The sequence below is a fragment of the Streptomyces sp. NRRL S-244 genome, assembly GCF_000717915.1.
In the GTDB taxonomy this organism is placed as follows: Bacteria; Actinomycetota; Actinomycetes; order Streptomycetales; family Streptomycetaceae; genus Streptomyces.
Map to the genome: position 1 here is coordinate 198,062 of NZ_JOCX01000011.1, position 12,242 is coordinate 210,303.

Annotated in this window: 11 protein-coding genes; 10 read left to right on the plus strand and 1 reads right to left on the minus strand. The window is 73.4% G+C overall.

Going from position 1 to position 12,242, the window contains the following annotated elements; all coding sequences use genetic code 11:
• Window positions 1-44 precede the first annotated feature (44 nt).
• The 8 genes from IF02_RS0116155 to IF02_RS0116190 all read left to right on the plus strand — a co-directional run bounded on the left by IF02_RS0116155 (window position 45) and on the right by IF02_RS0116190 (window position 8,553).
• Window positions 45-1,154 carry a quinone-dependent dihydroorotate dehydrogenase gene (locus IF02_RS0116155; RefSeq protein ID WP_030157464.1) on the plus strand — a complete coding sequence of 370 codons (1,110 nt, stop codon included), beginning with the start codon at window positions 45-47 and terminating at the stop codon, window positions 1,152-1,154.
• A gap of 23 nt (window positions 1,155-1,177) precedes the next feature.
• Window positions 1,178-2,011, plus strand: coding sequence for an orotidine-5'-phosphate decarboxylase (gene pyrF, locus IF02_RS0116160; protein ID WP_030157466.1), 834 nt, complete (start codon window positions 1,178-1,180; stop codon window positions 2,009-2,011).
• A gap of 301 nt (window positions 2,012-2,312) precedes the next feature.
• On the plus strand, window positions 2,313-2,636 hold the full coding sequence (locus IF02_RS0116165) for an integration host factor (RefSeq protein ID WP_008740406.1): 324 nt from the start codon (window positions 2,313-2,315) through the stop codon (window positions 2,634-2,636).
• A gap of 61 nt (window positions 2,637-2,697) precedes the next feature.
• Window positions 2,698-3,261 (plus strand): guanylate kinase, encoded by a 564-nt coding sequence (gmk, locus tag IF02_RS0116170; RefSeq protein ID WP_030157469.1) that lies wholly within the window; start codon window positions 2,698-2,700, stop codon window positions 3,259-3,261.
• Between the two features lie 63 nt (window positions 3,262-3,324).
• Window positions 3,325-3,597 (plus strand): DNA-directed RNA polymerase subunit omega, encoded by a 273-nt coding sequence (rpoZ, locus tag IF02_RS0116175; protein WP_004948662.1) that lies wholly within the window; start codon window positions 3,325-3,327, stop codon window positions 3,595-3,597.
• Window positions 3,598-3,697: 100 nt separating this feature from the next.
• Window positions 3,698-4,927 carry a bifunctional phosphopantothenoylcysteine decarboxylase/phosphopantothenate--cysteine ligase CoaBC gene (gene coaBC, locus IF02_RS0116180; protein WP_030157474.1) on the plus strand — a complete coding sequence of 410 codons (1,230 nt, stop codon included), beginning with the start codon at window positions 3,698-3,700 and terminating at the stop codon, window positions 4,925-4,927.
• Window positions 4,928-5,124: 197 nt separating this feature from the next.
• Complete coding sequence (metK, locus tag IF02_RS0116185; RefSeq protein WP_030157476.1) at window positions 5,125-6,333, plus strand: methionine adenosyltransferase; 1,209 nt, start codon at window positions 5,125-5,127, stop codon at window positions 6,331-6,333.
• Window positions 6,334-6,420: 87 nt separating this feature from the next.
• On the plus strand, window positions 6,421-8,553 hold the full coding sequence (locus IF02_RS0116190) for a primosomal protein N' (RefSeq protein ID WP_030157478.1): 2,133 nt from the start codon (window positions 6,421-6,423) through the stop codon (window positions 8,551-8,553).
• Between the two features lie 287 nt (window positions 8,554-8,840).
• On the opposite strand, the gene IF02_RS0116195 is transcribed toward IF02_RS0116190, so the two are convergent.
• Complete coding sequence (locus tag IF02_RS0116195; protein WP_030157480.1) at window positions 8,841-9,362, minus strand: hypothetical protein; 522 nt, start codon at window positions 9,360-9,362, stop codon at window positions 8,841-8,843.
• A gap of 334 nt (window positions 9,363-9,696) precedes the next feature.
• Between IF02_RS0116195 and fmt the strand changes: the two genes are divergently transcribed.
• Both fmt and IF02_RS0116205 read left to right on the plus strand, forming a co-directional pair.
• Window positions 9,697-10,641 (plus strand): methionyl-tRNA formyltransferase, encoded by a 945-nt coding sequence (fmt, locus tag IF02_RS0116200; RefSeq protein ID WP_030157482.1) that lies wholly within the window; start codon window positions 9,697-9,699, stop codon window positions 10,639-10,641.
• A 128-nt stretch (window positions 10,642-10,769) separates the two neighbouring features.
• Entirely contained in the window at window positions 10,770-12,230 is a 1,461-nt protein-coding gene (locus tag IF02_RS0116205) for an RsmB/NOP family class I SAM-dependent RNA methyltransferase (protein ID WP_030157484.1), read from the plus strand.
• Window positions 12,231-12,242: the final 12 nt, after the last annotated feature.

Below are 12,242 nucleotides of genomic sequence, written 5' to 3' on the forward strand. Positions count from 1 at the left end.
GTCGGTGTCCCCCTCGTCATGAGCGCACAAGGGATCTTCTCGACATGTACAAACTCTTCTTCGACCTGGTCTTCAAGCGGATGGACCCGGAGCAGGCCCACTACCTGGCCTTCCGCTGGATCCGGCTCGCGGCCCGCACCCCCGTGCTGCGCACCTTCGCCGCCGCGGCCCTGGCCCCCCGGTACAAGGAGCTGCGCACCGAGGCGCTCGGGCTGCGCATGCACGGCCCCTTCGGACTCGCGGCGGGCTTCGACAAGAACGCCGTCGCCATCGACGGCATGTCGATGCTCGGCTTCGACCACATCGAGATCGGCACGGTCACGGCGCAGGCGCAGCCGGGCAACCCCAAGAAGCGGCTGTTCCGGCTCGTGCCGGACCGCGCGCTGATCAACCGCATGGGATTCAACAACGAGGGCTCGGCGGCCGTGGCGGCCCGCCTGGCGGCCCGCGTGCCCGTCTTCAACACGGTCGTGGGCGTCAACATCGGCAAGACCAAGGTCGTGCCGGAGGAGGAGGCGGTGGCGGACTACGTCGCCTCCACCGAGCGCCTGGCCCGCCACGCGGACTACCTGGTCGTGAACGTCTCCTCGCCGAACACGCCGGGCCTGCGCAACCTCCAGGCCACCGAGTCCCTGCGCCCGCTCCTGACGGCCGTACGGGAGGCCGCGGACCGCACCGTGACCGACCGCCGGGTCCCGCTGCTCGTCAAGATCGCCCCGGACCTCGCGGACGAGGACGTGGACGCGGTCGCCGACCTCGCGCTGGAGCTCGGCCTGGACGGCATCATCGCGACCAACACCACCATCGCGCGCGAGGGTCTGGGCCTGAAGTCCGCCCCGGCGCTCGTGAAGGAGACCGGCGGCCTGTCCGGCGCCCCGGTCAAGGAGCGCTCCCTGGAGGTCCTGCGCCGCCTGTACGCCCGGGTGGGCGACCGCCTGGTGCTCGTGGGCGTCGGGGGCATCGAGAACGCCGAGGACGCCTGGCAGCGGATCCTGGCCGGCGCCACCCTGATCCAGGGGTACAGCGCGTTCATCTACGAGGGCCCGTTCTACGCCCGCGCGATCCACAAGGGCCTGGCCGCGCGCCTGGCCGTCAGCCCGTACGCGACCCTCGCCGAGGCCGTCGGCGCCGAAACCCGGAAGGCCATGCAGTGACCGAGACCCCCGTGACCGAGACCGTGACCCCCTTCGGCACCCGCCTGCGCGCGGCGATGGACGCGCGCGGCCCGCTGTGCGTGGGCATCGACCCGCACGCGGCCCTCCTCTCGTCCTGGGGCCTGAACGACGACATCGCGGGCCTGGAGAAGTTCTCCCGCACGGTCGTCGAGGCGCTGGCCGACTCGGTGGCCGTCTTCAAGCCGCAGGCGGCCTTCTTCGAGCGCTTCGGCTCGAAGGGCATCGCGGTGCTGGAGCGGACCGTGGCCGACGCGCGGGCGGCCGGCACGCTGGTCGTGATGGACGCCAAGCGCGGGGACATCGGCTCGACGATGGCCGCGTACGCGCAGACCTTCCTGTCGCCCTCCTCCCCGCTGTTCTCCGACGCCCTGACGGTCTCCCCGTACCTGGGCTACGGCTCGCTGGAGCCGGCGGTGGAGCTGGCCCGCCGCTCGGGCGCCGGACTCTTCGTCCTCGCCCTCACCTCGAACCCGGAGGGCGCGGAGGTCCAGCGCGCGGTGCGCGAGGACGGCCGCACGATCGGCGCGACGATGCTCGGGCACCTCGCGGCGGAGAACGCGGGCGCCTCGCCGATGGGCTCGTTCGGAGCGGTGGTCGGCGCCACGCTCGGCGACCTGTCCTCCTTCGACCTGGACATCAACGGCCCGCTGCTGGCCCCCGGCATCGGTGCGCAGGGCGCGACGGCGGCCGACCTCCCGGCGGTCTTCGGCGCGGCCGTCCGCAATGTGGTCCCGAACGTCTCGCGGGGCGTGCTGAAGCACGGTCCGGACGCGGCCGCCCTGCGCGCCTCGGCGACCCGGTTCGCGGACGAAATCCGCGAGGCGGTCTCCGCCTGACGCCCGTTCGGGAGTGCGGCCGGGAGCTCCGGCCGCACCGCGCGTCGTACGGTCTGACGAAAATCGAACGTCTTTCCCCGGACAAAACCGGGGTGGTTTGTCCGTGATGTACGGTTCAGTGGAGGCTGACCAGGACTTTTCGTCCGTTCTCGCTGACTGGAGCGGTGTTGGCCGCTAGTCTCCGATCAGAGTGACGAGCAGCGAACGAGTTCCACCGCTGTTCGGGCATTCGCCTGGTGTGGCGCCCTTGGGCTCCCCACTGGTCCGTATCCGACAGTTCGACATCCGAGGTGACGTAGGCGTGGCTCTTCCGCCCCTTACCCCTGAACAGCGCGCAGCCGCGCTCGAAAAGGCCGCCGCGGCTCGCCGGGAGCGGGCCGAGGTGAAGAATCGACTCAAGCACTCCGGCGCCTCGCTCCAAGAGGTCATCAAGACGGGCCAGGAGAACGACGTCATCGGCAAGATGAAGGTCTCCGCCCTGCTGGAGTCCCTGCCTGGCGTGGGCAAGGTCCGCGCCAAGCAGATCATGGAGCGCCTCGGCATCTCCGAGTCCCGGCGTGTCCGAGGTCTCGGTTCCAACCAGATCGCGTCTCTGGAGCGTGAGTTCGGCACTCCTGCCGGCTGACGCGTTGCCTGAAGTTCTCCCGGCGTTCTCAGGCAGTCCCGAGAACCTGGATAATCGCTCTATGGCAGCAGAGGTTCGTCCGCGGCTGACCGTGCTCTCCGGCCCCTCGGGGGTCGGCAAGAGCACGGTCGTCGCGCATATGCGCAAGGTCCACCCCGAGGTATGGCTCTCGGTGTCGGCCACCACCCGCAAGCCGCGGCCCGGTGAGCGACACGGAGTCCACTACTTCTTCGTCAACGACGACGAGTTCGACAAGCTGATCGCCAACGGCGAGCTGCTGGAGTGGGCCGAGTTCGCGGGCAACCGCTACGGCACGCCCCGCGGCGCGGTGGTGGAGCGACTGGAGAACGGCGAGCCCGTTCTCCTGGAGATCGACCTCCAGGGCGCGCGACTCGTCCGCGAGTCCATGCCCGAGGCCCAGCTCGTCTTTCTCGCGCCGCCGAGCTGGGACGAGCTGGTCCGCCGGCTCACCGGCCGCGGCACCGAATCGCCCGAGGTCATCCAGCGCAGGCTGGAGACCGCCAAGGTCGAGCTCGCTGCCGAGTCCGAGTTCGACACCACCCTGGTCAACACCTCCGTCGAGGACGTGGCGCGCGAGCTGCTAGCCTTGATGGAAGTTGTCTGATCGTTGATCGATGTTCATTTCGGTCAATGCTTGATCATTCACCCATTCTTCGGAAGGTAGAGCGTGTCCTCTTCCATCACCGCGCCCGAGGGCATCATCAACCCGCCGATCGACGAGCTGCTCGAGGCCACGGACTCGAAGTACAGCCTCGTGATCTACGCGGCCAAGCGCGCGCGTCAGATCAACGCGTACTACTCGCAGCTCGGTGAGGGCCTGCTCGAGTACGTCGGCCCGCTGGTGGACACCCACGTCCACGAGAAGCCGCTTTCGATCGCGCTGCGCGAGATCAACGCGGGTCTGCTGACCTCCGAGGCCATCGAGGCCCCGGCCCAGTAAGGCACCGAGAATTCCTTTCACCACAGGCCCGGCAGAACATCTGCCGGGCCTGTGGTGTGTCATAGACACGTACGACGATCAGCGAGAGAGGGCGTGTGTGGTGGGTAAGCCGAAGGTCGTGCTCGGAGTCAGCGGCGGGATCGCCGCGTACAAGGCCTGCGAGCTGCTGCGCCGGCTCACCGAGTCCGGGCACGAGGTGCGGGTCGTCCCCACGGAGGCGTCCCTGAACTTCGTGGGCGAGGCCACCTGGGCCGCGCTCTCCGGCAACCCTGCGGGCACCGAGGTCTGGGAGACCGTCCACGAGGTCCCGCACGTCCGCATCGGGCAGGGCGCCGACCTCGTCGTCGTCGCCCCCGCCACCGCCGACATGCTCGCCAAGGCCGCCCACGGCCTCGCCGACGACCTGCTCACCAATACGCTGCTCACCGCGCGCTGCCCGGTGGTGTTCGCCCCCGCCATGCACACGGAGATGTGGGAGCACCCCGCCACCCAGGAGAACGTGGCCACGCTGCGCCGCCGCGGCGCCGTCGTCATCGAGCCCGCCGTCGGCCGGCTCACCGGCAAGGACACCGGCAAGGGGCGGCTGCCCGACCCCGAGGAGATCTTCGAGGTGTGCCGCAGCGTCCTGAGGAGGCACGCTCTCGTGGGCGGGGCGGCCGCGCCCGACCTGGCCGGCCGGCACGTGGTGATCAGCGCGGGCGGCACGCGGGAGCCGCTCGACCCGGTCCGCTTCCTCGGCAACCGCTCCTCCGGCAAGCAGGGCTACGCCCTGGCCCGCACGGCCGTCGCGCGCGGGGCCCGGGTCACCCTCGTCGCGGCGAACACCGCCCTCGCCGACCCGGCCGGGGTGGACGTCGTACGGGTCGGGACGGCCGTACAGCTGCGCGAGGCCGTGCTCAAGGCGGCGGCGGACGCCGACGCGGTGGTGATGGCCGCGGCCGTGGCCGACTTCCGGCCGGCCGAGTACGCGAGCGGCAAGATCAAGAAGAAGGACGGGCAGGATCCGGCCCCGGTGGCGCTGGTGCGCAACCCCGACGTCCTCGCGGAGATCTCGGCCGACCGGGCCCGGGAAGGCCAGGTCGTGGTCGGTTTCGCCGCCGAGACGGACGACGTGCTCGCGAACGGCCGCGCCAAACTGCTCCGCAAGGGGTGTGATCTTCTCGTCGTGAACGAGGTGGGCGAAGCCAAGACCTTCGGTTCCGAGGAGAACGAAGCCGTCATCCTGGCCTCCGATGGTACGGAAACCCCGGTTCCCTATGGTCCGAAGGAGGCCTTGGCGGAGGCGATTTGGGATCGGGTCTCCCCGCGACTCGCCCCCCGACGCGCCTGAGCGACGACTCTTCTCGTAGCCGATTCCATGAGCCAGAATGGAGTGCCGCAGGTCACATGGCTCCCATTGGGCGAGACAGGTGGTCCGGCAAACGGTGGCGACCGATAAACTGCACACTCGGAACGTGATCGGGCGCAGCCCCCGGTGTGGTTCCGCCAAATGATCAGCCAGCAGCCGCTGCAACCCCAGGGAGCGTTGTGTCCCGTCGCCTGTTCACCTCGGAGTCCGTCACCGAGGGTCACCCCGACAAGATCGCTGACCAGATCAGCGACACGATCCTCGACGCACTTCTCACCGAGGACCCGACCTCGCGTGTGGCCGTGGAGACGCTCATCACCACCGGTCTCGTGCACATCGCCGGTGAGGTGACGACGAAGGCGTACGCGCCGATCGCGCAGCTCGTCCGCGACAAGATCCTCGAGATCGGCTACGACTCCTCGAAGAAGGGCTTCGACGGCGCCTCCTGCGGCGTGTCGGTGTCCATCGGCGCGCAGTCCCCGGACATCGCGCAGGGCGTCGACACCGCGTACGAGAAGCGGGTCGAGGGCGACGAGGACGAGCTCGACAAGCAGGGCGCCGGCGACCAGGGCCTGATGTTCGGCTACGCGTGCGACGAGACCCCCGAGCTCATGCCGCTCCCGATCCACATCGCGCACCGGCTCTCGCGCCGCCTCTCCGAGGTCCGCAAGAACGGGACCATCCCGTACCTGCGCCCCGACGGCAAGACCCAGGTCACCATCGAGTACGACGGGGACAAGGCCGTCCGCCTCGACACCGTCGTCGTGTCCTCGCAGCACGCCTCGGACATCGACCTGGACTCGCTGCTCGCCCCCGACATCCGCGAGTTCGTCGTCGAGCACGTGCTCGCCCAGCTCGTCGAGGACGGCATCAAGCTCGACACCGAGGGCTACCGCCTGCTGGTCAACCCGACCGGCCGCTTCGAGATCGGCGGCCCGATGGGCGACGCCGGCCTCACCGGCCGCAAGATCATCATCGACACGTACGGCGGCATGGCCCGCCACGGCGGCGGCGCCTTCTCGGGCAAGGACCCGTCCAAGGTCGACCGCTCCGCCGCGTACGCCATGCGCTGGGTCGCCAAGAACGTGGTCGCCGCCGGCCTCGCCTCGCGCTGCGAGGTCCAGGTCGCGTACGCCATCGGCAAGGCCGAGCCCGTCGGCCTCTTCGTCGAGACCTTCGGCACCGCCAAGGTGGAGGTCCAGAAGATCGAGGACGCGATCGGCCAGGTCTTCGACCTCCGCCCGGCCGCGATCATCCGCGACCTCGACCTGCTGCGCCCGATCTACGCCCAGACCGCCGCGTACGGCCACTTCGGCCGCGAGCTGCCGGACTTCACCTGGGAGCGCACCGACCGCGTGGACGCGCTGCGCACGGCCGCCGGTCTGTAAGAACACGCAGGACCCGCTGTACGGACGGCCCCGGACCCTGAGGTCCGGGGCCGTCCGTTGTCGGTGGGGTTTGGTAAGAATGCGGGTGTGAGCAGCAGAGACGAATCCGGGCAGCGGAGCGGGGACGAGGGTCCCGTCGGTCCGCCGGAGCAGCTCGCGCTGATGCGGGAGATGGTCGCCGAGGCGAAGGCCAAGGCCCCCAAGGCCAAACCGCGCACCTGGCGCGGCGCAGCCGTCGCCGAGGAGCTCCCGGTGGCCCGCGTCCTCGTCAACAAGGGCGTGCTCCACCTCGACCGGCTCTTCGACTACGCCGTCCCCGCGGAACTCTCCGAGGCAGCCCGGCCGGGCGTCCGCGTCCGGGTCCGCTTCGGGGCCGGCGGCCACCGCGTGCACGGCGGCCGCCGCGAGGGCGGCGGCCTCATCGACGGGTTCATCGTCGAGCGGCGTGCCGAGTCCGACTACGACGGAGCCCTCGCCGCCCTCGCCCAGGTCGTCTCGCCCGAGGTGGTGCTCACCCCCGGCATGCTGGCCCTGGCCCGGGCCGTCGCCGACCGGTACGCGGGCAGCCTGGCCGACGTGCTCCAGCTCGCCCTGCCCGCGCGCAGCGCCCGCGCCGAGGCCAAGCCCTCACCCGAGCCGCTGCCCCCGCCCGCCGCCCCCGATCCGGGCGGCTGGGCGCGGTACGGCTCCGGCCCCGCCTTCCTGCGGGCCCTGGCCACGGGCGGCGCGCCGCGCGCCGTATGGACCGCCCTGCCCGGCCCCGGCTGGGCCGACGAGCTGGCCCGGGCCATGGCCGCCACCCTCGCCTCCGGCCGTGGCGCCCTCGCCGTGCTGCCCGACGGGCGCACGGCGGCCCGGGTCGACGCGGCGCTCACCGCCCTGCTCGGCGAGGGGCGGCACGCGCTGCTGACCGCCGAGTCCGGCCCCGAGAAGCGCTACCGCCAGTGGCTCGCCGTGCACCGGGGCTCGGTGCGGGCCGTCATCGGCACCCGGGCCGCGATGTTCGCGCCCGTACGGGACCTCGGGCTGGTCGCCGTCTGGGACGACGGCGACTCCAGCCACAGCGACGACCACGCGCCGTTCCCGCACGTACGGGAGGTGCTGGAGCTGCGCGCCGTCGCAGACGGCTGCGGCTTCCTGGCCGGGAGCACCAGCTGCACCGTGGAGGCCGCCCAGCTGGTCGAGACGGGCTGGGCGCGGCCGCTCGTCGCCGACCGCGAGACGGTACGGGCCTGCGCGCCCCGGATCCGGACCGTGGGCGACGAACTCCTGGCCCGGGACGAGGCGGCCCGCGCCGCCCGGCTGCCGAGCCTGGCCTGGGAGACCGTACGGGAGGGGCTGAAGTCCGGGCCCGTGCTCGTACAGGTGCCCCGGCGCGGCTATGCGCCGCGCCTCGCGTGCGAGCGGTGCCGCACCCCCGCCCGCTGCACGGTCTGCGCGGGGCCCCTGGAGGCCCCCGACGCGCGGGATCTGCACTGCGGCTGGTGCGGCCGGCAGGAGAGCGCGTGGCATTGCGAGGAGTGCGGGTCGCTGCGGCTGCGCGCCCAGGTGGTGGGCGCCCGGCGGACGGCCGAGGAGCTCGGGCGGGCCTTCCCGGCCGTGCCCGTACGGACTTCGGGGCGCGACCACATCCTGGACGAGGTGCCGGACCGGCCCGCGCTGGTGGTGTGCACCCCGGGAGCCGAGCCGGTCGCGGCCGGCGCCGGGTACGCGGCGGCGCTGCTGCTGGACGGCTGGGCGATGCTGACCCGGCCCGACCTGCGGGCCGGGGAGGATGCGCTGCGCCGGTGGATCGCGGCCGCCTCGCTGGTCCGGGGGGAGGGGCAGGTCGTCGTGGTGGCGGAGCCGACGCTGCGGCCGGTCCAGGCCCTCGTGCGGTGGGACCCGGTGGGCCATGCCGTACGGGAGCTCGCGGAGCGGGCCCAGCTCGGGTTCCCGCCGGTGTCCCGGATGGCGGCCGTGGCCGGTCGGGGCGAGGCGGTGGAGGCCTTCCTGGCCGGAGCCGGGCTGCCGCCGGAGGCGGAGGTGCTGGGCCCGGTCCCGGTGCCGGGGCGGCGCGGGGAGCCCTCGCCGGGGGAGCGGGCCCTGGTCCGCGTCCCGCCCGGCAGCGGGGCCGCGCTGGCTGCGGCCCTGAAGTCGGCCCAGGCGGCCCGGCTGGCCCGCGGAGTCCCGGCGGCGGAGTCGGTCCGGGTCCGGGTCGACCCGCCGGACATCGGCTGAGGGGTGTCTCCCCGCCCCGCCCCCCGGACCCCGCGTACGGGGGCGGGGCCAACGCCCCTGGGGGCACCTCCCGGCGGTGGCCGGGGGAGGAACGGCGCAAGGGCGGGGAGGGGACGTGCCCCGCAGGGCCACCGCCACCCGGAGACGGCACCGGGGCCCGGTGCCATCAGGGTCCGGCGGGTCAGGCCCGGGACAGCCGAACGCCCCCGGCGGGACGGGGTGTCCCGCCGGGGGCGGTGGTCGGCGGCCGGCCGTCGGAGGTCGGCGTCCCGGCGCCCGGCGGCGGTTCAGCCGTTACGGGGCCCCGGGAAGGCGGCCGCGGAGCGGGCCGGGGCCGCGGCCTGGGATTCCTCGCGCAGCGGCTGCGGCGGCACCGAGCGGGCCGCCGGGACCGTGGGCAGCGGCCCGAGGGTCCGCGTGGTCGTGCCCTCGGCCGGCGGCTCCGCCGACTCCGCGGCCTGGGCCCGCCGGGCCCCGTACCGCCGGTGCACGGCCTGCTTGGTGACGCCGAGCGCGGAACCCACCGCGTCCCACGAGAAGCCGAGCGAGCGGTCGAAGTCCACCGCTGCGGTCACCAGCGTCTCGACGCTGTCCCGCAGCTCCTGCGCGAGGCGGACGGTGGGCGCGGGGGCCCGGCCATAGACGACGAAGCCCGTGGAGGGACCGGAGCGGCGCGGGCGGTACACATTGCCGAGCTGGGCGGTGAGCGTACGCAGAGCATCCACCTGCCGGCGAACCCGCTCGATGTCCCGCACCAGGAGATGCAGGCTGGCCCGTGCTTGGGCGTCGTGGGTGGCGTGGTCGGCCATGAAGAAGCCTCTCGAACCGGTGCTGAAGAGCGGATCGGGCCGCAGACACCGATCTCATCGCGCGGCCCGGTTTCGGTCAATCTCTCTTGACCAACGCGCCAAACGGCACTGAAGTCACGCACCGGGGGCGTGTCGGCATATGCGAGAGGCGCGCGTGTGTGCGTACGCCCCCTGACGGGCCGTCCGGGACCCCTCGCAGGCCCTCCGGCGGGCCGTGGCCCGGCCCCCTGGGCGGGCCCCCGTGGTGCCCGCCCACCGGGCCGGGCGGCCCCAACGGCGCCGGGAACATAGACTGGTGCGCTGCTGACAGCCGAGATAGCGAGGTAGGACCCCAGTGAAGCTCGTCTTCGCAGGCACCCCCGAGGTCGCCGTGCCCGCCCTGGACGCCCTCATCGCCTCCGGGCGGCACGAGGTCGCCGCCGTCGTCACCCGGCCCGACGCACCGGCCGGCCGCGGCCGCCGGCTCGTCGCCAGCCCGGTCGCCGAGCGCGCCGAAGAGGCCGGCATCGAGATCCTCAAGCCCGCCCGGCCCCGCGACCCGGAGTTCCAGGCCCGGCTGCGCGAGATCGGCCCGGACTGCTGCCCGGTCGTCGCGTACGGGGCGCTGATCCCCAAGAGCGCCATCGAGATCCCCCGCCACGGCTGGGTCAACCTGCACTTCTCGCTGCTGCCCGCGTGGCGCGGGGCCGCGCCCGTACAGCACTCGATCATGGCGGGGGACCAGGTCACCGGCGCCTCCACCTTCCTCATCGAGGAGGGCCTGGACTCCGGGCCCGTCTACGGGCACCTGACCGAGGAGATCCGCCCCACCGACACCAGTGGCGACCTGCTCACCCGCCTCGCCTTCGCCGGCTCCGGCCTGCTGGCCGCCACCATGGACGGCATCGAGGACGGCACGCTGCGGGCCGTCGGGCAGCCCGCCGACGGCATCTCGCTCGCGCCCAAGATCACCGTCGAGGACGCCCGCATCGACTGGAACGCCCCGGCGATGCGCGCCGACCGCGTGGTGCGCGGCTGCACGCCCGCGCCCGGCGCGTGGACCGTCTTCCGCGGGGAGCGGCTCAAGCTGATCTCCGTGGGCCTGGTCACCGACCGGACGGACCTGGCGCCCGGCGAGCTCTCCCCGGCCAAGAACAACGTGTACGTCGGCACCGGCTCGCACGCGGTGGAGCTGCTCTGGGTGCAGCCCCAGGGCAAGAAGCCGATGCGCGGCGCCGACTGGGCCCGCGGGGTGCGGATCGCTCCCGGCGAGCGCGTCGGCGCCGCGGACGTAGGCTGATCCGTACCGGTGTCCGAGTCGGACACCGGCCCGCCGCCGGCACCACCCCGTACGCCGGAAGCACGTACGCCTGCACCCCGTGCGTCGGCACCACCTCGTAGACCCCGTAAACCCGGAGCACCTTTCACGTGAGCGATCAGTCCCGTCCCCCGCGCAGCGCCGCAGGCCAGCGGCAGGCCAAGCCGTACCGCCGCCCCAAGAAGGACCCCGTCCGGATGCTGGCCTTCGAGGCCCTGCGGGCGGTGGACGAGCGCGACGCGTACGCGAACCTCGTCCTGCCCCCGCTGCTGCGCAAGGCCCGCCAGACCGAGGGCTTCGAGGTACGGGACGCGGCGCTGGCCACCGAGCTCGTCTACGGGACGCTGCGCCGGCAGGGCACGTACGACGCGGTCATCAAGGCCTGCATCGACCGGCCGCTGCGCGAGGTGGACCCGCCGGTGCTGGACGTGCTCTCGCTCGGCGCCCACCAGCTGCTGGGGACCCGGATCCCGACGCACGCGGCGGTCTCGGCCAGCGTGGAGCTGGCCCGGGTGGTGCTCGGGGACGGGCGCGCCAAGTTCGTGAACGCCGTGCTGCGCAAGATCGCCGCGCACGACCTGGACGGCTGGCTGGAGCTGGTGGCCCCGCCGTACGAGGAGGACGCCGAGGAGCACCTCGCGGTGTACCACTCGCACCCGAGGTGGGTCGTCAGCGCCTTGTGGGACGCCCTCGGCGGCGGCCGGGCCGGTATCGAGGACCTCCTCGAAGCCGACAACGAGCGGCCCGAGGTCACCCTGGTGGCGCGGCCCGGGCGGTCCACGACCGAGGAGCTGCTGGCGGCGGTCGGCGAGGACTCGGCGCTGCCGGGGCGCTGGTCGCCGTATGCCGTGCGCATGGCCGAGGGAGGCGAGCCGGGCGCGCTGGAGGCGGTCCGCGAGGGGCGCGCCGGCGTTCAGGACGAGGGCAGCCAGCTGGTGGCGATGGCGCTCGCGGCCGCGCCGGTCGAGGGGCGCGACGAGCGCTGGCTGGACGGCTGCGCGGGACCCGGCGGCAAGGCGGCCCTGCTGGGCGCCCTGGCGGCGCAGCGCGGGGCGTTCCTGCTGGCCTCCGAGAAGCAGCCGCACCGGGCGCGGCTCGTGGAGCGCGCCCTGGCCGGCAATCCCGGCCCGTACCAGGTCATCGCGGCGGACGGCACCCGGCCGCCGTGGCGGCCGGGCTCCTTCGACCGGGTCCTGATGGACGTCCCCTGCTCCGGGCTGGGCGCGCTGCGCCGCCGCCCGGAGGCCCGGTGGCGGCGGCGCCCGGAGGACCTGGAGGGCTTCGCCCCGCTCCAGCGCGCACTGCTGCGGGAGGCGCTGTCGGCGGTCCGGGTGGGCGGGGTCGTGGGCTACGCGACGTGCTCGCCGCACCTGGCCGAGACCCGGGTCGTCGTGGACGACGTCCTGCGCGGCCGCGGCGCGGGCGCCTCGCCGGTGGACGCCGAACTGATCGACGCCAGGCCGTACATGGCGGGCGTCCCGGCCCTGGGCGACGGCCCGGACGTACAGCTGTGGCCGCACCTGCACGGGACGGACGCGATGTACCTGGCACTGATCCGGCGCACGGGGTAGCGGAGCGGCAAC